Consider the following 23739-nt stretch of genomic DNA (forward strand, 5'->3'; position numbering starts at 1 on the left):
AGGTCTTTGGCAGTTTTGAAGGTCATGCCGCTCTCCTTTATTTTTGCAAGGTACACAACGCTTGTCGAATCTCGCCGAGATGATAGGCAGAATGGACGACAATCGATAAAGCGCCGCCCATTGTGTCTTCATTCCAGGTTGGGTTTTGAGTGAAAAGGTTGATCATACGGTTATAGGCGTCGCGGAGTTTTGTTTTGTATGTCTCCCATTCTTCTGGTGTTACTTTTTCTACAGTGCGCCAGATCTCGCCCCAATCTCTTGGGCTGGCATCACCTTGCAGGGCAAAGCGTTCGAAGGACTCAATAAAGAACGTAGCATGTGCCACCTGGGCGGCAAGCGAGGCACATTTATTACCAACAGGAATGGACGCCTCTGCCGCTGAGACCGTTTCCAGCGTTTGAAAAAGTGATGTGCCTGGGTCGAGGTAAATCCCCATGGGCTTTTCGAAGGTTTCGGTCATTAATTGCAATAAGTTTTTTCTAAAATCTTCAGACATTTACCCCGCTCCTTCATAAGCAGATTTGATCCACGCGATCAACTCGGCATCCACTTCCTTCGCGTCGGTCAGGGCAACGATGTAATTGCACATACTGCCCGTGGGTTGTTCGACGAGGCGCACGTTTTTCTTGAGGTTTTTGGCATTGATGCCCACTTCGAAGCGTGTATTGGTTTTGGGTCCGAGCATGGCAAATTGTTTCTTGCGCCGCAGGCTCACATAACCTTTCTTCGGCGCGACCTCAAACTCCCCGAAGGCATTGATATGCTTCATCAATGCCTCATGAATGGATCGCTGAGCGGCTTTTGCACCGGTATAAATTTCATTCAGAATGGCATCCGTATCTTTCCCTTCAGCAACGCTGGCTCCATCGGACTGAAAGACATGATGGACGAGCATATTCGCATCGCCATGCCCCAGCCCAAGTTCCGTTTTGAACATCTCACGAAGCTCGCCATGTTTGGTCAACCCGCTTTTTCGGGCGATCACCGCCAGTTCCGCCAGTGACTTGCCGGTCTTCTTTTGGATGTTGTCAAGTTGGGTTTGAATCGCTTTATCCACACTGTTCATTTCAAAACTCCTTTTACTGTTTGTTTGCTAAAGCTTCCATAGATAAGGGTAATGTTATAATTATAGAACATATTTTCTAATAAATCAACCACCCTCCAGTACCATTTTCCGTACCGAATTGACGATTTCCTTGTTACAGTAAAATAGATATGGTGGGTGATCGAACCGGTTGCCCTGCTTCTCCAACGCCGATGGAGAGTTAAATATCAAACCAAGAAAAGAGGAAAGATGAAACGCCTTGTTCTACTCGCAGGACTCATACTTGTCCTTGCGGGATGCACGAATCGCAACACCCCGCCTCCCCCCGAACCAACAGCATTCCCCACGACCATGCCTTCCCCTACCCTGCTGCCTGTCACTCCAACCGCCACCCCGGTTGAGATACCAGTGCAGGTGACTTCGGAGACAGCCAATTGCCGTTTTGGTCCTGGCACGGTCTACTTGAGCCTGAGCGAGATCCGCAATGGACGATCTCTCATTGCCGTCGGACGTGACAACACTGCCACCTGGTGGCAGGTTGAAGATCCCATCAACCCAGGCGGCTTCTGTTGGATTTCCGCTGAAGTTACAGAGGAAGGCGGTGATATGCAACAACTGCCCGTCGCGGCTGCCCCCTGGTTACCATCACCAAGGCAGATCTGCGCGTCGAACCGAACCGCATCTCCGTCGGCTGTGACCAATTCCCACAGACAGTCTTTTTTGAAGCAGCCATCGACGCAAACGGACCCACTCTCCTCACCTGGCAATGGGAAGCCAGCACGGGTGTAGTCTCGGATGTGGGAACGCTTATTTACGAAGAGGCAGGGACACAAGTCATCAACGAGTTTTACCGAATCAATGCCCCCAACGAATATTGGGTCAAACTAAAAATATTGACCCCCAACGAGCTTGTGGAACAGGTCACCTTCCCCGTGAGTTGCACACCATAAACTCCATACTTAAAAGCAAACGTTCCCCGAAACTCTAGTTTCGGGGAACGTTTAATATGGTTATTCCACAGGGAAAATGACGGTGCTGAAACCAAGCGCACTAAAGAACTTGATCAGGTATGCCTCGGCATTCGTTTGTGCCTGAACAAGGATGCCATCCTCCAACGCAGCTTTGCGGATCTCATCCTCCGCCGATTGACGCGCCAGAGTCTCCAAGTCTACCTGCCCCTGGGTAAGCAACCCGGTATCACGGTCATACACATAGGATTTTTCATTATCAAGGGTGGCAATAAAGATCTCGGAAGGCGGTAAATTTACATACAATACCTTGCCATCAAAGGTCATGTCGGTTGGCTGAAGTTTTTCCATGTCAATGCCCGCGATCACGATGCCATGCGCCACAAACAATAACTTGTCGCCAAAGGCAAAACCAAAGGTACCCTGCCCTACTTCGGCAGTGATGACCTTCTCAATGCTGTACTGGATCGTCTCCAAACGAGCCAGTGCGCGGATCTCATTGATGTACGTGACCGGATCAGGGATGATCGTGGGCGTGGGGTTCGCCAATTGCGCCACCTGAGTCTGCAACGCCTGGTTTGCCTGATTCACCTGCTCGAACGGCTGAGCCGCCGAAACGGCAGTCTCGCGCACGGTCTGTACGATAAAATAGACCCCGGCGGCAAGCACTACCAAAATCAGGATGGACATAATTGTGCTGAACGTGTTTTTCATTTTCTTCCTTTCATTTTGACTATTATATAATACTCACGGTCATAAATTACACTTCCTGCCAGGCAGGCTGATTTATGACCCGATGCAGCATAGCAAGTTCATCATCCTGGAGGGCAAAAACGATGAAAAAAACTCTATTTCTTTTAACACTGTTATGTACGCTTGGATGTTCTTTCCCGTTGCAAGTGACCCTCGCGATTCCCACGGAAAGCCCAATCCCTACAGCCACTCTTTCTTCCACACAGGCGCCGCTTGCCACCGCTGAGCCGGGCACGGACCAGAATCCTTTGATCCTCGCTCTGGCTCCCACCCCGCATCCAACCGAAGTTGTACTCGCCGCAGGCGACCTGCTTGCCGCGTATCTTCAAGAACGAAGCGGCTACCGCATTGTTACCGTCATCCCTGCATCCGAAGCGGAGTTGGTGGAAGCGCTCGCGAAAGGTAACGCACACATTGCATCCCTTTCACCATATGCCTTCACACTCGCCCGTGCAGACGGTTCGGTCACTGCCGTGTTGGCACGCGTCCGCAATGGGGAAATGTTCTACGGCGCGCAGATCATCATCAACCGTGATAGTGAGTTCACGACCTACTTCGATGATGTCCGCGCTGAGAACATCGCAGATGCCGCCACCGCTTTGAAACAATTTCAAGACAAGAAACCCTGCTGGAGTGATACAACCTCACCTTCGGGGTATGTGGCGCCGTTCGGATTGCTGAGTCAGATTCAGGTCCAGACCCGAGCCGGGGCATTCCTTGAAGGTCAACCCAACGTGGTGAGAGGAGTCTACGCCAAAGATATTTGTGATTTCGGGGCAACCTTTGTCGATGCCCGCACATCACCCATCCTCGAAGCAGATTACCCCGATGTTATGGACAAGGTCCGCGTGGCTTGGCGCATGCCAAAGGTCATTCCGTATGAAAATATTTCCATGTCTGCCGAGCTGCCGTTCGAAATGCGGCGGACGGTCCAACGTGCGCTGATCGACTTTATGAGCACGCCTGACGGAAAAGCTGCCATGCAAACCATATATGGCTTTGATGAAATGGCACCCGTGGAAGATGCCGCCTATACCGAATTCATCGCTCTGGTGAATGCTTCAGGGCTAAACCTGTTGGATTTGATAGAATAATATCGTGTTGAAAAAATCGATTATGTTCCTCTTGCGGGCTGCGCTCCTTACCGGCGCACTCGCTGCTTTTGGTCTAGTAATGCCAGGGCTCATCATGAAGATGTATGCCAGCCCGAGAATATTTACAGTGGAGGATGTCCCCGTTACACGCGTTGCCATCGTCTTTGGTGCTGGTCTGCTGCGCGACGGCTCGGCGGGACCCGTCTTGAGCGACCGCATGCAAACCGCTGTAAACTTATATCTCGCCGGTAAAGTGGACAAGATCCTGATGAGCGGCGATAACAGTTTCATTGAATACAATGAGCCGGAAGCCGGGCGGCAATACGCGCTCGAACGCGGCGTGCCAGACGCAGATATTGTGCTTGATCTTGCAGGCAGGCGCACGTACGATACCTGCTATCGCGCCAGAAATATCTTCGGTGTAGAAGAGGCGATCCTGATCACACAGGAGTTCCACATGCCAAGAGCACTGACTCTTTGCAACTGGTTCGGTATTGATTCCATTGGCGTGGAAGCCAACAACCGTAATTTCCGCAATCGTGCCGTTTCCTGGTGGAACTTCCGCGAAACCTTTGCCGTCTTCCAAGCCGGATGGGACTTGCTCATCGTCAAGCCGCTGCCCATATTGGGCGAACCAGAACCGATATACTAGCCTTTCTACAAAACCTCTGTAACCCTTGTGTTTCCAGAGGTGAAAAAATTTTTGGAGAATTTCATGAATCGCGAAGAAGCCCTTGCCCTTGTACGTGAATATGTTAAAAGCGAAAGCCTGGTACGGCACATGCTTTCGGTCGAAGCCGCCATGCGGTTCTACGCCGAGAAATTCGGCGAAGACGTGGAAACCTGGGGTTTGGTAGGTCTGCTGCATGATTTCGATTGGGAAATTCACCCCACACTTGAAGAACACCCGCAAGCCGGTGCCCCCATGCTGCGCGAACGCGGCGTCCCTGAAGATATCATTCAGGATATCCTCAGCCATGCCGACCACTTGAACATGCCGCGCGATACCATGCGCCGCAAAGCCATTTGCGCCTGCGATGAAGTGACCGGGTTGATCACCGCAGTGGCACTCGTGCGCCCGTCGCGTTCGTTGTATGACCTTGAAGCCAGCTCCGTCAAAAAGAAGTGGAAGGATAAAGCTTTCGCCGCTGGAACCAACCGCGAAGAAATGGAACACGCCGCCAAAGGATTCGGCATCGATGTCTGGGAACACGTAGGCAATGTGATCCAAGCCATGCGCAAGATCGCGCCCGAACTGGACCTTGTTGGAAATCTAGGGTGATATGAAACGGAGCTTACTTTTTGGGTTAGCCTTCCTGCTTGCCGCCTGCTTGTCTCCGTTTGGCACCACAGAAGAACTACCCGCCCCCTATACCCCACCCACACCTGTCGTCGATCATGAACCGACCATTTTCGATATCGACATCACAACCCCCGCATCCGCCGAACGGATGAATGACTCACGACCGAACATCATCCTCATCGTCACAGACGACCAGCCCTATCACACCGTTGACTACATGCCTTTCGTCAAAACCGAGTTGATGCAGAACGGCGTGGTCTTCGAGAACGGATTCGCCACCACTCCGCTTTGCTGCCCAAGCCGCGCCAGCATTTTATCCGGGCAGTATGCACACAACCATCAAGTATTGACGAACACCCTGCCAAGGGGAAGTGCTTCCAAGTTCGATGCCAGCACCAGTTTCTCGATCCAACTTCAAGACAGCGGATACGAGACTGCCTATCTTGGTAAATACATGAACGGGTACGACGACCTGACTCCGCGCGGGGTTGTGCCTCCAGGCTGGGATAGTTGGAACGTCTTCCTTGGCAAGAATCTTGTCAACAACGAAGATGCGGGGAATCTGCAGTATTACTACAACTTTACACTCTCTCAGAACGGCGAAGCTGTTGATTACAAACGCAACGATTACAATTTCAGCGCGGATATCATCACCAACATGGCACTTGCTTTCATCCGCGACTCAAAAGATAGTCCATTCTTCATGGCGGTCAATTACTACAATCCGCACTCCCCCTACATCTGTGCGCCGCGCCACAAAGACGCCTTCCGCGCCAGCACCAATTGGGACTGGGTACAGTATCGTCCGCCCAGTTTCAACGAGGAGAATATCCGCGATAAACCAGAGTACATCGGAGACTTATCGCCTCTCCCTGAAGAAAAACTGGATACCGCCCATTTACAGATCCTACGCTCGCTCCTTTCGGTGGATGACGGCGTCGCTTCCATCGACGCGGCGCTCAAGAAAGCCGGGCTGGATGAGAACACCATCATCATCTATACCACCGATAACGGACTAACCCTTGGCGATCACCGCTTCGGTGTGACGAAGAATTGTCCATACGAAGCCTGCGCCAAGGTTCCATTCATTGTGTATGGGCCGGGCTATTTCGAGCCGCGCACAGACACCAGCCTGGTTGCCAATATTGATCTCTACGCCACTATTGCAGATTGGGCAGGTTTCCAAGTCCCAGAAAGTGTGGACGGGTTGGATATGGCGCCCCTGCTCGAAGATCCCAATGCCCCGTGGAGAGATGCGCTTCTCATCGAACACTGGCCCACAGATGAAGGCACCGGCTCAAGCATCCCTGAGTTCTACGCCATCCGCACCCAGGAATGGAAATACACCGAATACGTTACCGGTGAAGTGGAACTATACGATCTGGTCAATGATCCTTATGAAATGCAAAACATGGCAGGCAAGAAAGATTATCGCGCCATACAGGAAGATCTTGCAAAACGTTTGCAGGAATTGAAAGAGGAATAGATTTTATTTTGCGAGATAAGAGAAAATAGAGCTCCAGGATTAATAATCCTGGAGCTCTATTTTCTGGATTTCTAAATTTTCAGTGCCTTATCCAGGCTTCCGTACGGGCAGGACTTTGGGCAATCGCTCCAGTTGTTCTTTATCCAGTGAGATCAATTCTGTGCCAAATCGCAAGGCAACAGCGGCGTAGACCGAGTCACTACCCCGCAAGCGGTGTTTTGCGGCAATCTCACTGGCAAAATCGGCGATGTCTTCATCCAGATCAACGAGTGTGATGTTGAGAAAATCTTTGAGTTCCCGTTCCAATTCCAACGCGGCATCTGTATCGTCCTGTTTACGCGCGATCGAAGCGGCAACTTCCGGCAGGAATAAAGTTGGCTGGATCAAAGAGACCCGATCTTTGCTCAATTGAGACAAAAAATTCATACTTTCATCGCTGCCATTCTCGTCAGAACTAAACGCATTCACAAAAACACTGGCATCGACAGTGACAGCATTTTTCATCGGCGCATTTCCGAAAGAATATCAACTGAACTCTTTTTATTTTGTTTGCTCTTACTGAGTTTCCTGCGGATTTCCATCATCTTTTCCAATGCCTCGCCGTTGTTCTTTTCTGGCAACATGGCATCCATGGGAATGATCACCGCCACAGGCACGCCTCGCTGCGTAATCACATAACGAGCGCGTTGTTCCTTTACGGCACGGACCACATCGGAGGCGTGCGCCTTCAACTCCCGTATACCGATCTCTTCCATTTTCTTTTGCTTTCGCGCCATGTGGTTACCTCTGTGACTACATCTTACTTTCTGAGTTGATTACCGTCAAGATAAAAAAGACCTCGGAATTCTCAAACTTCTCCGAGGTCTTTGACTTTATTTCTTTTTCTTCGTGGGTGATTTCTTTACCGGTTTTGACGTTTTCTTCACCGGCTTCGCTTTCACCTTCGCAATCGGCTTAGCAGCTTTTTTCGCTGAAGTCGCCTTCACTTCTTTCTTCTTTCCACTTTCCTTCTTCGGCTCCTCCGTCTTCGCCACCTTGATATAACTCTCCAACATCCAACCAAAGGCAATCGCAGTAATCGTCTCGCCAGGTTTCACTTCAACGACCAGGTCACCCTTCGAGGAAGCGCGTTTTCTGACAGCCGCCGCATCCAGCCGGGCGGACTTGGGCGCGCCCTTGCTCATGTGAATGGTGAGAACATGATTCGGTTTGCCAGTGGCAACTGCAGAGAGTGTGGACTTATTCGGCAAGTCCCACGCGACCACACCCTTGCCGTAACGTCCTTGCACGGGGAATTCTTTCTGGTCTACGCGTTTGGCTTTGCCATCATTGGTCAACAGGAAGATCTCGCCATCCACGGGCAAAATTTCCGCGCCAACGACTTCATCCTTGTCTTCCAGCTTCATACCGTTCACACCCGCTGCGACAAGACCCATCGGGCGCACATCATCTTCCTTGAAACGGATCGCCTTACCGCTGGCAGTCACCAGCAGGATTTCCTTCTTCTTGCCATCCGTCACACCCACCCAACCGAGGCGGTCACCTTCGTTGACTTTCGCCAACACAAAAGTCTGCGAGGAAGGTCCGGGCAATTCGGTGAGCAGACTCTTCTTGATCATACCGAAGCGCGTGATGGTAATGACACAAGTCTCTTCACCCAATGACGATTTACTGGCAGGTAATGAGAACACTGCCGCCAGTGCGTCCGTATCGTTCAGCGGCGAGACCTTATGATACGCAATGCCCTGACTCATCTTGCTGGCTTCAGGGATCAAATGCGCGGCCACAGCAGCGGCTTTGCCGAGTTTGCTCACGAAGAAAATCGTATCGGTCGTTGATGCCTTCACCAGGAATCTGGGTGCATCGTTGCCGGAATGTTTTGGTTGCTTTTCGTCTGCGGTGCGCGAGACGAGACCATCATCCGTCACGCCGATCCACACGACTTGCTGTGGGAGCGTATCATTGGCGGTGAGCGCCTTGCCGCCCTTCGCGCCGTCTTTTACATTGATGATCTGTGTGCGGCGACGGTCGCCATACGCGGCTTTCACTTTCTGAAGTTCATCCGCCACCACACCACGCATCATCTTGGGAGTCTTCAAGAGCGTGGTCAACTCTTTGATGATGCCGGTCACTTCTTTGTATTCAGTTTCGATCTTCTTGCGTTCGAGCGCGGCGAGTCTGCGTAACTGCATATCAAGAATCGCGTTCGCCTGCAACTCCGAGAGCTTATAACGCTTCATCAGTTTGGTGCGAGCGGTTTCAACATCCGGCGCGGAACGGATCAGTTCGATCAATTCATCCAGATTTTTTAACGCGACGAGATACCCTTCGAGGATGTGGGCTCTCGCTTTGGCTTTATCCAAGTCAAATTCCGCGCGCCTCTTTATAACCGTGAGCCTGTGCTCCAAATAGACACGGAGTGCCTGCTTGAGAGTTAAGGTGCGCGGTTCGCCGTCCACCAATGCCAGCAGGTTGATGCTGAAGGTGGTCTGCATCGGAGTGCGCTTGTACAGGTCACGCAGAACGAAATTAGGATCGGCGTTCTTGGTCAGTTCGAGCACGATGCGCATGCCCTGGCGGTCTGATTCATCGCGCAGGTCCGAGAGACCTTCGAGATGACCATCACGCGCCAGCTCGGCGATGCGTTCGATCAAGCTGGACTTATTGACCATGTACGGCAATTCGGAGACGATGATGCGACTCTTGCCGCGCTCCATCTCTTCGACATGCGCCTTGGCTTGCACGATCACACGTCCGCGACCGGAGCCATAAGCAGCATCAATGCCTTCTTCGCCGGTCTGTTCAATGATGAGACCACCGGTTGGGAAGTCTGGTCCCTTCACAAACTTCATCAACTGTTCAACGTCAATATCGTCGAGCTTCTCCCAGCGTTCGAGCATGAACACGAGGGCGTCCACAACTTCACTTAAGTTATGCGGCGGGATCGACGTCGCCATACCGACCGCGATACCCGTCGCGCCATTGACGAGCAGATTCGGAATCGCAGCGGGCAACACACTCGGTTCTTCCAGTGTGTCGTCGAAGTTCGCAGTGAAGTCCACTGTATTTTTGTTGAGATCAGTCAAAATGTCGAGCGCGGCGGCGGTTAGTCGCGCCTCGGTATAACGCATCGCAGCAGGCGGGTCACCATCGACCGAACCGAAGTTGCCTTGTCCATCCACAAGCATGGTGCGCATCGAAAAATCCTGCGCAAGACGAGCCATCGCCTCATACACAGATGAGTCGCCATGTGGATGATATTTACCAAGCACTTCACCGACGATACGAGCAGACTTCTTATATGCCGTATCCGCGCGGATGCCCATGTCATACATCGCATACAAAATGCGGCGCTGTACCGGCTTCATGCCGTCGCGGGCATCGGGCAGCGCGCGTGACACAATCACCGACATGGCGTAATCGAGGTACGCCTGCTGCATCTCTGTGTCAATGTCAATTTTTCGTACGATACCAAGTTCCATATTGGCTCCAAAACCTTTTTCTAAACACAAAAGACGCATGGGGCATGCAGAAAATCCGCTTGTGCGTTTTCGCTAAACCCAGTGCAACACTTTAAGCCCATTCCCTTGTGTTTAATTCTTGAATTAATGTTCTATTGCGGGGCTTATCTTACGGGGAAAGAAGAGATGCGTCAAGTCCCCTTGCTTTTGGTCTCACGATCGCTGCAAAGTCAGAAAATCTTATGTGAATTCGCGCTTAGTCTTTACATAAATAATTAAAGCAAACGGGCATCTGCAACCAATACAGATGCCCGTTTGGGTTTCAGTCATGGGTCTTCTTACGGAGTGATCTTGATCTCACGTGTCGTACAGATACCTGCCAGATCCTCCGCGGTACAGATCGTAACGGAGACATCCAGCTTATCCCCGCGTATATTGAGATCGAACTTCGGTCCAGAGACGATCGTGGAAGAACCGCCGCCGATCGTTTCGATCCAGGTTAATCCATCACATCCCGTTACGATCGGGAAGTTATTATAAGTTACCGAACGCGTGATATTCCGCGTCTTATCCTGTGCCACGATCTTTATGGAATTTAGCAGATATTCGCTCTCATTCGTGATCGTAATGTTCACCCAACGCCTGGAGTCACAGGAATATGATCCGGCACTCTGCAAACTATATTCAATGGTGGGTACGGTTGTCGCCGTGCTCGTGGGGGTAGGTGGAGGTTGAACCACCGGCAAATAAAGCTGGTTTCCGGTAAAGGTGGCATATTCGCCCCAAACCCAGCAAAATTCAGTGAACACATACGGATTGGGAATATACCAATATTCATTGGTCGGGTCACGCCCAAGCACAGGCACAGTATCCCCTACCAACAGCGAGCCAACAACCTCATACGACTTGCCCGGACCCGTCCGACAATTTGTGGGGCGCGAAACGCTCATGGTTACAGGAGATTGGGTGGCAGTCTCTGTAGCAACGGGCGTTGATGTTTCAGCTCCCGCAGATACAACCAGAGTTGGCGTCTCCGAGGGCACGCGTGGTGAAAGATAGACCAGCGTCGGCGTAAAGGTTCGGGTAAAGGTGGGGGTGATACTCGGAGTAAATGTCTCAGTCACACTTTGAGTAAGCCCGGCGATCACCGTCTCAGCAGCAGAGGTACTAATAGACCCCGCGCCCGGCAGCGTGACACTGGGAATGGCACACGCCAAGGCGGTAAGGGCAAGCAGGATGAATGGAACAAGTCGTTTCGGACGCAGCATGAATTTCTCCAGTTTCAAACCCAATTATGACACGAAAATCACCACGGCTAAAGATACCAGATCAAGTACCCCTTCCCCAGCCACTTCCGATGACGATCAACATCGAATCCTTTTTGAGCCAACGCCTCTACTGAAGCGGCAAACCATTGCTGCAACCCAAATGTCTTCGCGGCAGCCGTCTCGGCAGCAGAGCGCTTCCATGCCTCAAAAAAATCATGGATCGGCTCGCCCTTCACCACACGGTGAATGAGATTCTTTGGCAGGATGGTCTGAAATTCTTCGACATCGAAACCAGCGTGGAAGTTGGTACTGAAAACCAGCGCCTCGAAAGACCATTGACCTGCTCCAACGCAGCGAACCAGATTCGCCGCCCAAAGACTCCCAAATGGTGTGGATGTTCCCTCGATCATCAAACCGCCGGGCAAAACATACTCGGCAAGCCGCTCATAGGCAGGCGCAAAATCTTTTTCCTCGTATTGTCTGAGCACATTAAAAGCACGGATCAGCCGCACATGCTCCCCGCTGGCCAGGGGAAGATTGAATCCGCCCAAACGGAAGAACGTCTGTTCATCGGCAAAAGGCAGGGCAGCTTCAACACGCTCCTTATCTATTTCCACACCAAGGATGCGCAAGGTTGCATTGGCACGCCGGAAACGCACTGCACTTTCAAGCGTGGTACGCGCATCAAATCCATAGCCAAGATCAACGAACAGGGAATCAGAAAACAGCCCATCGGTCCGCGTGAGAAGCGCAGGCTCGTAGAGCAAAATAAAGTTATCGACTCGCCGAAGCCGATTGGCGGCTGTCTTGCCGCGCGTTGGCTGCCCCTCTGGCTTTTGGGTATTTCGTTTCATGACCGTGATTATACAAAACAAAAATGCCCCGAACATTCATTCGGGGCATTCGTTCAACTTGATTAGTCGCCAACTGTGGTGTCTGGCATTTCTTCGGTGGTATCTGCCGCAGCTTCTTCACCAGGAGGGGTAAAGCGCCCGTGGATGAAGCCAGTGCCCGCCGGAATGAGCTTACCGATGATGACGTTCTCCTTCAAACCGTAGAGCGGGTCGGTGGTGGAGCCAATCGCTGCACTCGCCAACACCTTGATGGTGTGCTGGAAGGACGAAGCAGAGAGGAATGAGTCGGTGGAAAGCGACGCCTTTGTCACACCGAGCAGGACTTCGCTAAAGCGTGCCGCCTGCTTGCCTTCCGCGATCAATGCCTCGTTCTGCTTGCGAATATCGAGTCGGTCGATCACATCACCGGGCAGGTGTCTGGTATCACCGGGGCGGGTGACTTGCACCTTTGCTCAACATCTTGCGGATGATGACCTCGAAGTGCTTGTCGTGAATGTTCTGACCCTGCGAGCGATACACTTTCTGCACTTCGGTCATGAGGTACATCTGGCAGGCATCGCGTCCTTGAATTTTCAGGATGCGGTGCGGGTTCAGTGAACCTTCGGTGAGCGGTGTACCTGCTTCCACATGCGAGTTATCCCGAACGAGAATGCGCGAGGTGTTGGGGATATCCATGACAACTTCTTCGCGCTGTTCGTAGGAGACGATGACCTTGCGGTCCTTCTTCTCGACAGCCACACGTCCGCCATGCTGGGAAACAATGGTGGCCTTTTCCTTAGTGGCAAGGATGTCGCCAGCCTGCACTTCAGATTCGTCCTTAACCATGATCTTCCAGTCTTCGGGAATGGCGTATTCATCGTGAACCATTTCAGCATGTTCGATGTGAACTTCGCGCATGTCTGCATATTTCTCAGACTGCTGAATGTGGATCATGCCGCTGATCTCGGCAACGGCAGCTTCGCCTTTCGGTTGTTTGCGCGCTTCAAAGATTTCTTCCACGCGCGGAAGACCCGTGGTGATGTCGGTGGCGCCGGTGGATGCCACACCGCCGGTATGGAAGGTACGCAGTGTGAGCTGAGTACCCGGTTCACCGATGGACTGGGCAGCAACGATACCAACCGCAGAACCAAGCTCCACCATGATACCGCGACCCAGGTCAATGCCGTAGCATTTGGCGCAGATACCGTGGGTGAGTTCGCAGGTCAGCGGCGAGCGAAGTTTGACTTCACTCACACCAGAGTCCGCAATGACATGCGCCAGATCATGAGTGATCACGTCGTTGTATTCAGCGATCACTTCCCCGGTCTGCGGGTGAATGATACGCTCTGCAACCAGGCGGCTGTATACGCGGCTGTCCATCTTCTGACCTGCCACATCGTCAGCACGGCGGATCCACACGCCATCGTGGGTACCGCAGTCATGTTCGTTGATGATGATGTCCTGTGCAATGTCTACGAGACGGCGGGTGAGATAACCGGCATCTGCAGTACGCAGAGCGGTATCGGCAAGACCCTTACGGGCACCATGTGTGGAGATGAAGTATTCCTGCGCCGTCAGACCTTCGCGGAAGTTGGAACGGATCGGCATCGGGATGATACGACCAGAGGGGTCCGCCATCAAACCGCGCATACCCGCCAGCTGCGAGATGGTGGAGAAACCACCCTTCGTCGCGCCAGAGGTCGCCATCGTGGAAAGGTTCCCATCGGGATCCATATGCTTCTTGACGGCTTCACCGACCTTATCAGTCGTTTCCTGCCAGATCTGAATTTCGCGTTCGTTCTTTTCCTGCTCAGTAAGCAGACCGCGGCGGAAGTCACGCTGTACGACTTCGACAGCTTTCAAGGCTTCATCGATGATCGGCTTGCGTTCCGGCGGAATGGAGATATCGGCAACCGCGAGAGTGGTGCCGGATTTCATGGCGAATTCAAAGCCGATGCTCTTGATCGCGTCGGCAACATTGGTGGTCACTTCCTGACCGCACAGTTCATAGACTTCAGCGACTAGGTCCTTCACGCCGCCTTTGTCCAGTTTTTTGTTGACGAACTGCACTTCGGTGGGAAGAATGCGGTTCAAGAGAACACGCCCCACAGTCGTTTCGATAATGCGGGTTTCCGGCTCAGCCAGGCGTTTGCCCTTATCGTCGTACCAGGTCTTCGCAAGGAGTTTAATCTCGGAGTGAACATGCACCTGATCGAGAGCGTAAGCGAGTTCCACTTCGTCGAAATTAGAGAAGGCACGTCCATCACCCTTATGTTTGGCCTCTTGCTTCATCGAGAGATAGTACACACCCAACACCATGTCCTTGGACGGGGAGATGATCGGTTCACCATCGGCAGGTTTGAGCAGGTTCTTCGAAGCGAGCATCAAATCGCGAGCTTCCTGAACTGCCTTCTGGGAGAGCGGAACGTGTACAGCCATCTGATCGCCGTCAAAGTCCGCGTTGAAAGCGGTGGTGACGAGTGGGTGGAGCTGAATGGCAGAGCCTTCGATAAGGATCGGTTCGAACGCCTGAATACCCAAGCGGTGGAGTGTAGGAGCACGGTTCAACAATACAGGACGGTCGCCGATCACGCCTTCGAGCGCTTCCCACACTTCAGGACGGTTGCGTTCGATCAGGCGGCGGGCGCCCTTCACGTTAGCAGCATAACCGTTCTGCACGAGGCGGGCGATCACGAACGGACGATACAGTTCGAGCGCCATGCTCTTGGGCAAACCGCATTGATTCAGTTTGAGAGTCGGACCTACCACGATCACGGAACGACCGGAATAGTCCACGCGCTTACCGAGCAAGTTACGGCGGAAACGACCCTTCTTGCCTTTGAGCATATCGCTCAAAGACTTGAGTTCGCGGCGTCCGCGGCGGGAGAGAGCTTTGCCGCGCTGGCTGTTATCGATGAGGCTGTCAACGGCTTCCTGCAACATACGCTTCTCGTTGCGGATGATGACATCCGGCGCACCGAGCTCGAGCAATCTCTTTAAGCGGTTGTTGCGGTTGATCACGCGGCGATACAGATCGTTAAGATCGGAGGTGGCAAAGCGACCGCCATCCAACTGCACCATCGGGCGCAAGTCTGGAGGGATCACGGGCAGCACGGTCAGAATCATCCACTCAGGGCGGTTGCCAGAGCGTTTGAAAGCTTCCACAACCTTGAGGCGGGTGGTGGCTTTCTTGCGCTTCTGCTTGCTCTTGGTGGTGCGAACTTCGTGCCAGAGTTCTTCAGAAAGTTTGTCGAGGTCAAGACGTTCGAGAACATCATAGAAGGCTTCGGCACCCATGTCGGCACGGAAGACCTGCCCCCAACGCTGCTTAAGTTCGCGGTAACGAATTTCGCTGATGAAGGTGAAGGGACGCAGCTCAAGCAATTCATCGCGCAGGCGGGATGAGTTGCTTGAAGAGACAGAAGTCTGTGATTCCAATTGGTTGCGCAGGGATTCCATCTCGGTATCTGCTTGAGCCTTGATGGTGGCAGCCTTGGTCTTGAGATCATCGATCTCAGCCTGTCGCTTATCCTTCAGTTCGTTCTCGAGCAATTCGAGTTTCTTCTGAACGGTCTTTTGGATCAGGGTAAGGTGTTTGCTGGCAACTTTTTCTCCAGCGTCCACGATCTTCTCGCCGCCTTGCTCAAAAGCAATGGCTTTCTTGACGGTTTCACCCATCTGATCCTGAAGCAGGCGCTCCAAACGCTGACCTTCTTTGATGATCGGGTCGAGTTGTTCGGCAATGCCTTCATCGTAGCCTTGTTCGAGCGTGGCTTGCTTCTGTTTCAACTCGGCAATGTTCGCATCGCGCTTGGTCTTGATCTCTACGATACGGGCATTGATCTCCGTAGCCTGTTCGCGTTCGGATACGGTGATCTCATCTTCGAGGCGCTGCAGGGCTTTCTTGCGGGCTTCCTCATCCACATAGGTGACGATGTATTGCGCAAAGTAAAGTACACGGTCGAGGTTGCGGCGGGAAATGTCCAACAGCATACCCATCTGCGATGGGATGCGGCGGGTATACCAAATATGTGCCACAGGGGAGGCAAGCGCAATATGCCCCATGCGCTCGCGGCGCACAGAAGAGCGGGTCACTTCGACACCGCATTTTTCACAAGTGATGCCTTTGTAGCGGGGGTTCTTGTATTTACCGCAATAACATTGCCAATCGCGGGTCGGTCCGAAGATCGCTTCGCAGAAGAGCCCGTCCTTCTCAGGGCGCAGGCGGCGATAGTTGATGGTTTCGGGTTTCAGCACCTCGCCATACGACCAAGACATGATCGTTTGCGGTGAGGCAAGGCTGATACGGAGTGCAGTTAATCCCTTGGTTTCCACTGGATCCTCTCCTAAAAAATAAAAATCGTTTGAGAATTACGGTATCGCATAGGTGACGCGTACCAGAGACAAACAAATGCAAGCGCATTGAGTGATTTCCTCAAGCGCTTGCTGGTGTTAGCTCATTTTTTTACATCCAACAGGACTATTATATGGATTCAAGGGTCATGAGTCAAGGTCTTAATCAGTGAAGAGAGCCTGACTTTAAGGCGGAATCAGCGCCTCAGTCCTCATTTTTGCCTGATTCAGCTACCTGGGCACTTCCCTCACCTGAAGATCGGAGAACCCAACCTCCATAGACGACTTATCGCTCGGTTCAGCAGCCAGGTAGAACTTCCCCATTTTGAAGCGTTCATCCTGAAAAGATGTTGCCAGAATACCGTTCAAATAGATGCGGAAGTTGCTGCCATTACAGATCACACGCAGACGGTTGAACTCCTTATTGCCGGAACGTAGCGCCGAGTGCGTTGCCCACGGCATGATCTTATAAAAGATCAGCTCCCCTTTTTCATCCTTGGCAACATACCCAAAAGTATATGAAGATTGAACCGAAACCATGATGCCATAGCCGCCTTCAGCAGAGTGACGGAAAAAGAATCCAGCACGGATCCATTCCCGTTCGCCTTCAAAGAAGCGAATAGTGGCGCTGGCATCGAAGTTATCCAAAAAGCCGGAGCTTTTCAACACGTAATAAGAATTGACCTGCGGCGAAAATTTACCGCGTAATTCGGCGGGTGGACCTTTATGGAAGGTAAGCTTGTCTTCGTTGACCATTTCCCAGCCGGGCATCACTTTTTTACTAAAGTCAGTACCAAGAAGCAAGTCACCCATATCGGGTTCAGGGGTGAGTGTTTTGGGCAGGCGAAAACTGGTTCCGCAAAAATCACAGACGGCGATATCCGCTTTAGCAGCACTTGGCGGAAGTGCCGCGCCACAATTAGGACAGTTCAATGCGCTCATGGCGTTGGTGTCTCGGTAGGTGTGGGTTCGAGTGTTGGCGTGTCGGTGGGAGGCACGATGATGACGATCGTCGGGGTCTCGGTGGGAGTGGAGGTCGGCGTCGGCGTGGATGTTGGCACGGTTGGAATGGGCAGGCTCAAATTAAGTCGGATGCGCTTGTCCACTTCCGTTTTATCGCCAATGAGAGTCAGGCGCAGGGAAACGATCCCGTTCGGGAGGGCGGAAACATTCCAAGCGGTGAAGGTGCCGTCTTCAACGGGCTTATCACCTTCGGCAAGGACGGTCCAGCCATCGGGGTTTTCGCCCAATCCAAATTCAAGCCGCCATTGTTTGAAACCTCCGTCTGCATTGGCAGTTCCTTGAACATCGAATACGGGTGAAACAATGACCTGCCCATCACTAAGGTTCAGCTGGATCTTTGGCTGTGGATCGCCTTTCTGACATTCGCGTTCGGGAGCATAGTTTGGATTTTCATCCAAACCATGATCTATCAGCCAGGCTTTACCTTCGCCGGTTTCAAACCATTTACGCGCCCAGAGATCGGTGACATTCAACACTTCTCGCTCGTCGGATGGACCATCACAAGCGGATGAGGCTTCGTAGCCCGTCCACAGGTCGATCTTTGCACGATGAACCAGGTCTTGATCCTGCGGCAGTGGAGGTTGGTCAAACGCAAAGACTTCTGAGAACTGTCCCTGACAAGCATTGGAAGGCTCTGTGCCGCCAAATCGACAAACCACTTTATCCACAATGCCGGAAGGACGGACGAAGGGAGTTGGCGAGCCATTGGTGAGATAGGGCACCGCAAATTCCATGAACTGCGACCAGATCGGCGCGGCGCCGCTCAAGCCAGAGGAACGCACCATGGGCGTGTAGTCGGCGTTGCCCACCCATACACCGGTGACCAAGTCAGGGGTGTAACCCATTGTCCAGTTATCGCGGATGTCGTTGGTGGTACCGGTCTTTGCCGCGACAGGGAAGGAAAGATTCAAAGCGGAGTTTCGCCCAAAAGTAAAACTTCGGGCTTCATTATCCGAAAGGATAGAAGAGATCAGGTAGGCATGTTCAGGGCGGACGACCTGCTCGCCTTCGGGCTGTTGGTACTCGTACACCACTTCTCCATCGAAGGTGGTGATCTTGAGGATCGCAACAGGCGGCACTTTTTTGCCGCCATTGGCGAAGACCGCATAGGCGGTGGTCATATCGATCAGGCTGACATCGCCACCGCCCAACGTGAGGGACAAGCCATAATCATCACGGGTGAGCGATGTAATGCCGAGACGCTCCGCAAAAGCGATCATGCCTTCCTTCTCGGGAGTATTGGGGTCATCATAAATGCCGACAAATTCAAGCGCTTTGACGGCGGGAATGTTGAAGGAGTTTGCAAGCGCAAGCCGTACAGTCAACCCGCCATGGAAAGTGCCATCGTAGTTGCGCGGTTCGTATGGCGGGTTGGCACCATCGGGGAATTGGGTGGGGACATCCCAGATCCAAGTGGAGGGCGTCCAGCCTTTTTCAAAAGCGGCGACATAGGTCAACGGCTTGATGGATGAACCAGGCTGACGCGTAGGGCTGATCGCCATGTTGATCTGCCCGGAGACGGCAGCATTGTTGAAATCGGGCGAGCCGACCATGGCAAGGATCTGCCCGGTGGAAGGTTGAATGGCGACCAGCGCGCCATTCTTCGTATTGTTATCCACCATGGCAGCAACTTGATTGGTCACCAACAATTGAGCCTGATCTTGAAGCACAGGATCAAGCGTGGTGTACACAACAAAACCGGAACGATAAATGGTCTGCGCATCGTAGAGTTCTTCCAACTCTGCACGGACGAAGTTGACCCAATGCGGATAGTTGGTTGCACCAAAGGAAGGCGGCACAAATGGATAGGCTTTGATCTGCTCTGCGGCAGCGGTCGCAGCAACCGGGTCAACGCAGACGCGTTCTTCACTATTGCTGACTTCGATACAGCCCTGTAACTGGCTCAACTCGAACATCAAGACCAACACCTGCTGTTGGCGAACCAGCGTCGATTCGGGGTTGGTATAAATATCATAGACAGCCGGAGACTGCGGCAACCCCGCCAGGAAGGCGGCTTCACCCAACGTGAGGTCTCTGGCAGATTTATTGAAATAGGTATTTGAGGCAGCTTCGATGCCATAGGCAAGATTGCCGTAATAGATCTCATTGAGATACAACTCAAGGATCTCATCCTTTGAGTAGCGGCGGGTAATCTCTGCGGCAAGGATGATCTCACGTGATTTACGGGAGACGGTACGCTGGGTCCGTTCTTCGGGAGAAAGCAGCAAGGCACGCGCCAACTGCTGTGTGATCGTGGAGGCGCCGCCGCCCTCGCCCTGCGTGACGTAGTTTCGCCATAAAGCACGGATGATGGCTACGGGATCGAAACCAGGATTATCGTAAAAATCCTTGTCTTCGGTGGCAATGGTTGCTGCGACAAGGTTTGGCGATATCTCGCTCAGTGGAATGTAGTTACGACGCCCGGCATTGGGATCGTTCAGTTCATACAGGGTCTGACCGTTCCGGTCGAGGATGCGGGTGGTTTGAAATTGCGAAGAGCGATTCTTCAAGTCCGCTACATCGGGCAGGGTGCTGGCAATGGAATAATACTGATAAACAAGGATCGAACTGCTGCACAAGCCGATGATCACAAATGCAAAGGCGGCAATGATCAAACCACGGGTGAGGCAGCCTTTGTTTCCGCGTAAAGCGGAGCCAATTCCGCCAAAGAATGCGCCAAGACGATCCATAAAAGATGGACCTGTTGGCACGGGTTGTTGGTATTGATATTGCGAATATTGTTGTGGCTGCTGATATTGCGGAGGCTGTTGATTCTGATTTTGCGGCAAACGATAGGTTGGTCGTTGGTTGGACTGACCCTGGCTGGGACGTGGAGGCTTTGTCTCTTGCAAGGGGCGATACGCCGCATTGGTCACACGCGTACCATCGAGGTCGGTCTCTTCGACTCGATTGGGAAGCGGCATATTATTTTCGTCGAGGTCGGGCAGATTGAGAAGCGGCGTTGTATTCCCCGTCGGCTTGCGTGAAGCTGTCGTCCCGTCGGAGGGAGACGCAGGTTCCATATCCTTACGCGTCTCTTCTTCGGAATGGATCAAGCGGCGCAGTCTATCGTTGTCATCTTTGTTCATCGTTTACCTATTATCTTATGCAGGGGCAGGTTCCCCGCCCTACGGTTATGCAATACCCTATTTCGGCTTGCTCAGTACCAATAAATTCAATGTGCCTTTTTGAAGCACGTCATTACTTTGATTGCGGACTTCCACCTGTGAGATCAAAGCGCCGCCGCCAATGCGCGGCATCGCTTTGGTTTCGGATACGGTCAGCACAGCATGGATGGTATCGCCAATGAAAATGGGCTTTACAAATTTCCACTCTTGAATTTCGCGAAAAGCAATGACCGTGCCTTCGAGCATGCCTGTGCGCATGATCAAGCCGGTTGCAATGGACAAGCCTAAAAGTCCATGCGCGATGCGCTGACCGAACGGAGTCGTCTTTGCAAACTCAGCATCGGTATGGATCTGGTTGTAGTCACCCGTCAGCCCGGCGAAGTTATTGATGGCATCTTCGCCCACCGTGCGCGAAAGGGTCGTAACTGTTTGCCCAACCGAAAATTCTTCGAAATAAAGTCCAGCCATAGTAATCTCCTCGTTTAATAGTCTGTTGGTCAGATAGTCCATTCATCGTTTGGAAACTTGACGAAACGACTACACGACTATCAAACCAAATTATACCTGTTTGACCTTCCGCCCATCTGCCCGTACAATTGGCGCCATGCGCGACTGGTCTTTACGCCTCGGCGACCCGCTCCACCTCACCCTTGCAGCGGATGCCCGCCTGACCAAGCCAGATTATCCCAACGACCACATCTGGGAAGTGGAGCTTGGCACCAACGACCCCGAACGCTCGGCGGTTGGCATTACCACCACCTACGGCTCACGGGCGCGCTCGATGCGCCTCTTTTTACGCTTCACCGAGGGCGGCACCAGCGTTACAGACCCTAACACCTTCGTCACCAAACCGTCACTACGCCGCTTCTATCCAAACTTCCTAACCCTCGATTTTGTTCCCTTGGAAAACCTGCAAACCACGGCAGATTTTTGGGTGCCTGAATCACATGCCGTTGCCGGGCGCGTCACCCTCGTCAACAAAACCACCGCTGTACGCAACATTCAACTCGAAGTTTGCGCCACACTCGCCCATCTCGACGGGCAATCCATCATCCCCACCCAACAACAACTTGTCAACATCTTAGCCGGACAAACCAGCGGAATCGCCCCTGTGATCTTCATGACGGGCGGACCCAAACACGGACCGGGACCACACGCCTCGCTCATTCTGGAACTGGAGCTGGGTCCGGGTGCCACTCGAACCATTTCCTTCGCCGAAGCCGCCCTCGACACGATCCCCGAAGGTTTTGATCTCGCACGCAAAACGGCAGCACGCGCATGGCAAGCCGAACTCGCCCGCATTGAAATGCTGGATGCCAGCCAGACTCTTGACATCCGCACCGGCGACCCGGACTGGGATGCTACTTTCGCCTTCAGCCAAAAAGCTGCGCATGCCTTGTTCATGCACAGCGACCAATTGCCACATCCATCTTTTGTGCAAGCCCGCCACAGCGACCATGGACATTCCAACAAAGGCGATGGCACCGATTACCCGCCCGCATGGAACGGTCAATTTGTTTTGGATGCGTATTACCTCGCCAGCATTTTGAACGTCGTCCCGCAGGTGGCAAAAAATCTTGTGCTCAACTTCCTCGCCACGCAGAACGAAGACGGCGAAGTCGACGGCAAACCCGGCATCGCCGGTCAACGCGGACGTTTCCTCGCCATGCCGATTCTTGCCAGCATGGCATGGAAGTATTATCAAACGACTCAAGACCATGATTTTCTTGCCGATGTTTTCCCAAAATTGGTGAAGTTCTTCTGGTCGTGGTTCTCTAGCACACATGACCGCAACCGCGACGGCTCACCCGAATGGGATCACATCTTGCAAACGGGGTTGGAAGATAATCCTTTGTTCGATGTCTGGAATCCCTGGTCACAAGGCATGGACGTTTCCTTCGTCCACAGCCCATCGCTTGAGTCCATGCTGTATCGCGAAGCGTTGACATTGATAAAGATGGGCAAAAAACTTAATAAGCCCGATGAAGAAACCACACTGATCTTTGCGCAAGCCGACAAATTAAAAGAATCGCTGGATGCGAGTTGGAATGCGCGCATTAGTTATTATTCCTATCGTGACCGCGAAACTGGCATCATGACCGAACCCAAAGTTATTGCCAAACGCAAGGGCGATGGCTCGATGCGCCCGAAGTTCGAGTCTGAGACGCCGGTGCGCTTGCTGGTGGAGATCCAGACCAAAAGTCCAGCCGCGAAGCGACCGGAAGTGGAGATCAGCGAATACTTCACCAAATCCAAAGGCGAAACAGAAGTCATCGCCGGGCATCAATTCCAGTGGCGCACAGGCGGTTTGGTGGCAACGACTCAAATGACCTTCTCGCGCATTGGCAGGATCAGCGTTGTAGGTCTGGAAGAGACCGATAAGATCAACGTCAAGATCGTGGATATGACCGGTGAAGACATCACACTTGGGTTGCCGTTGTGGGCAGGGGTTTTAGAGCAACAACGTGCCTACGCCATGATCGGACGCAACCTCATGACGGCGGATCGATTCGACAGACCCTTTGGCATGCCATCCATGCCGACCGTACCGGATAAAGATGCAGAACAAATTGCATTGAGCGTAAGCCTGCCATGGAATACGCTGCTCGCTGAAGGTTTGCTTGCGTACGGCTTCCGCGCCGAAGCGACCAGACTCACCGCGCATATCATGAATGCGATCATTCAAAACCTAAAACAGAACCGCGCTTTTTATCAACGCTATCACGCCGAAAAAGGGACAGGCATCGGCGAACGCAATTCATTGACCGGGTTTGCACCCGTTGGCTTGTTCATGCAAGCACTGGGCGTGACGGTCCTTTCCGGCACACGCGTAAAACTTGAAGGAAGAAATCTTTTCCCATTTGCAGTGACGATCAAATACAAAGGTATGTCGATCGCAAGAGGGCAGGAACAGACCACGGTCACTTTTGCAAACGGTGAAAGCGTGATCGTCAAAGACGAAGCGCCTTGTATTGTTGAGATGTAAATAAATCAAACAAAAGTGACAGTCACCTTCGAGGTGAC

20 protein-coding genes are annotated in these 23739 nt (G+C 52.6%); 7 read left to right on the forward strand and 13 right to left on the reverse strand.

Translation table 11 applies throughout. The features are described 5' to 3' along the window. Window positions 1-37 precede the first annotated feature (37 nt). Both IPG80_RS21305 and IPG80_RS21310 read right to left on the reverse strand, forming a co-directional pair. On the reverse strand, window positions 38-496 hold the full coding sequence (locus IPG80_RS21305; RefSeq protein WP_345111606.1) for a hypothetical protein: 459 nt from the start codon (window positions 494-496) through the stop codon (window positions 38-40). After that, complete coding sequence (locus IPG80_RS21310; protein WP_345111608.1) at window positions 497-1066, reverse strand: DUF5655 domain-containing protein; 570 nt, start codon at window positions 1064-1066, stop codon at window positions 497-499. Between the two features lie 228 nt (window positions 1067-1294). Between IPG80_RS21310 and IPG80_RS21315 the strand changes: the two genes are divergently transcribed. Both IPG80_RS21315 and IPG80_RS21320 read left to right on the forward strand, forming a co-directional pair. Then, a complete protein-coding gene (locus IPG80_RS21315; protein WP_345111611.1) occupies window positions 1295-1834 on the forward strand; it encodes a membrane lipoprotein lipid attachment site-containing protein in 540 nt (179 codons plus the stop codon). Between the two features lie 8 nt (window positions 1835-1842). After that, window positions 1843-1995, forward strand: coding sequence for a hypothetical protein (locus IPG80_RS21320; RefSeq protein WP_345111614.1), 153 nt, complete (start codon window positions 1843-1845; stop codon window positions 1993-1995). A gap of 60 nt (window positions 1996-2055) precedes the next feature. Here IPG80_RS21320 and IPG80_RS21325 read toward each other — a convergent pair whose 3' ends face one another. Continuing rightward, window positions 2056-2727, reverse strand: coding sequence for a DUF4230 domain-containing protein (locus IPG80_RS21325; protein WP_345111617.1), 672 nt, complete (start codon window positions 2725-2727; stop codon window positions 2056-2058). A gap of 122 nt (window positions 2728-2849) precedes the next feature. On the opposite strand from IPG80_RS21325, the gene IPG80_RS21330 reads away from it, so the two are divergent. The 4 genes from IPG80_RS21330 to IPG80_RS21345 all read left to right on the forward strand — a co-directional run bounded on the left by IPG80_RS21330 (window position 2850) and on the right by IPG80_RS21345 (window position 6649). Next, a complete protein-coding gene (locus tag IPG80_RS21330) occupies window positions 2850-3860 on the forward strand; it encodes a PhnD/SsuA/transferrin family substrate-binding protein (protein ID WP_345111621.1) in 1011 nt (336 codons plus the stop codon). A gap of 4 nt (window positions 3861-3864) precedes the next feature. Beyond that, window positions 3865-4512: an ElyC/SanA/YdcF family protein gene (locus IPG80_RS21335; protein WP_345111623.1), complete on the forward strand. Its 648-nt coding sequence runs from the start codon at window positions 3865-3867 to the stop codon at window positions 4510-4512. Between the two features lie 63 nt (window positions 4513-4575). After that, window positions 4576-5142, forward strand: a complete 567-nt coding sequence (locus IPG80_RS21340; RefSeq protein WP_345111626.1) for an HD domain-containing protein — start codon at window positions 4576-4578, stop codon at window positions 5140-5142. A gap of 1 nt (window position 5143) precedes the next feature. Beyond that, window positions 5144-6649 (forward strand): sulfatase, encoded by a 1506-nt coding sequence (locus IPG80_RS21345; protein WP_345111629.1) that lies wholly within the window; start codon window positions 5144-5146, stop codon window positions 6647-6649. Window positions 6650-6736: 87 nt separating this feature from the next. On the opposite strand, the gene IPG80_RS21350 is transcribed toward IPG80_RS21345, so the two are convergent. The 10 genes from IPG80_RS21350 to IPG80_RS21395 form a co-directional block, all read right to left on the reverse strand. Next, the gene (locus tag IPG80_RS21350; protein ID WP_345111632.1) at window positions 6737-7153 is read right to left on the reverse strand and encodes a type II toxin-antitoxin system VapC family toxin; all 417 of its coding nucleotides are present in this window, start codon (window positions 7151-7153) and stop codon (window positions 6737-6739) included. Beyond that, window positions 7150-7425 (reverse strand): type II toxin-antitoxin system Phd/YefM family antitoxin, encoded by a 276-nt coding sequence (locus IPG80_RS21355; RefSeq protein WP_345111635.1) that lies wholly within the window; start codon window positions 7423-7425, stop codon window positions 7150-7152. Before IPG80_RS21355 ends, IPG80_RS21350 begins: the two co-directional genes overlap by 4 nt. Window positions 7426-7521: 96 nt before the next feature. Further along, window positions 7522-10131 carry a DNA gyrase subunit A gene (gyrA, locus tag IPG80_RS21360; RefSeq protein WP_345111638.1) on the reverse strand — a complete coding sequence of 870 codons (2610 nt, stop codon included), beginning with the start codon at window positions 10129-10131 and terminating at the stop codon, window positions 7522-7524. A 317-nt stretch (window positions 10132-10448) separates the two neighbouring features. Beyond that, window positions 10449-11378 (reverse strand): SH3 domain-containing protein, encoded by a 930-nt coding sequence (locus IPG80_RS21365; RefSeq protein WP_345111641.1) that lies wholly within the window; start codon window positions 11376-11378, stop codon window positions 10449-10451. Window positions 11379-11425: 47 nt separating this feature from the next. Beyond that, complete coding sequence (locus tag IPG80_RS21370) at window positions 11426-12232, reverse strand: methylase (RefSeq protein WP_345111644.1); 807 nt, start codon at window positions 12230-12232, stop codon at window positions 11426-11428. Between the two features lie 62 nt (window positions 12233-12294). Next, entirely contained in the window at window positions 12295-12678 is a 384-nt protein-coding gene (locus IPG80_RS21375; protein WP_345111647.1) for a hypothetical protein, read from the reverse strand. After that, window positions 12656-16489 carry a DNA-directed RNA polymerase subunit beta' gene (rpoC, locus tag IPG80_RS21380; RefSeq protein ID WP_345112242.1) on the reverse strand — a complete coding sequence of 1278 codons (3834 nt, stop codon included), beginning with the start codon at window positions 16487-16489 and terminating at the stop codon, window positions 12656-12658. Before rpoC ends, IPG80_RS21375 begins: the two co-directional genes overlap by 23 nt. Before the next feature lie 306 nt (window positions 16490-16795). After that, entirely contained in the window at window positions 16796-17506 is a 711-nt protein-coding gene (locus IPG80_RS21385; RefSeq protein ID WP_345111650.1) for a hypothetical protein, read from the reverse strand. Then, window positions 17503-20676 carry a transglycosylase domain-containing protein gene (locus IPG80_RS21390; RefSeq protein ID WP_345111653.1) on the reverse strand — a complete coding sequence of 1058 codons (3174 nt, stop codon included), beginning with the start codon at window positions 20674-20676 and terminating at the stop codon, window positions 17503-17505. Before IPG80_RS21390 ends, IPG80_RS21385 begins: the two co-directional genes overlap by 4 nt. Before the next feature lie 57 nt (window positions 20677-20733). Continuing rightward, window positions 20734-21183, reverse strand: coding sequence for a MaoC/PaaZ C-terminal domain-containing protein (locus IPG80_RS21395; protein ID WP_345111656.1), 450 nt, complete (start codon window positions 21181-21183; stop codon window positions 20734-20736). A gap of 136 nt (window positions 21184-21319) precedes the next feature. Between IPG80_RS21395 and IPG80_RS21400 the strand changes: the two genes are divergently transcribed. After that, a complete protein-coding gene (locus IPG80_RS21400; RefSeq protein ID WP_345111659.1) occupies window positions 21320-23701 on the forward strand; it encodes a hypothetical protein in 2382 nt (793 codons plus the stop codon). The last annotated feature ends 38 nt before the right edge of the window (window positions 23702-23739 follow it).

Source organism: Candidatus Villigracilis vicinus (genome assembly GCF_016702885.1).
GTDB classification, from domain to species: domain Bacteria; phylum Chloroflexota; class Anaerolineae; order Anaerolineales; family Villigracilaceae; genus Villigracilis; species Villigracilis vicinus.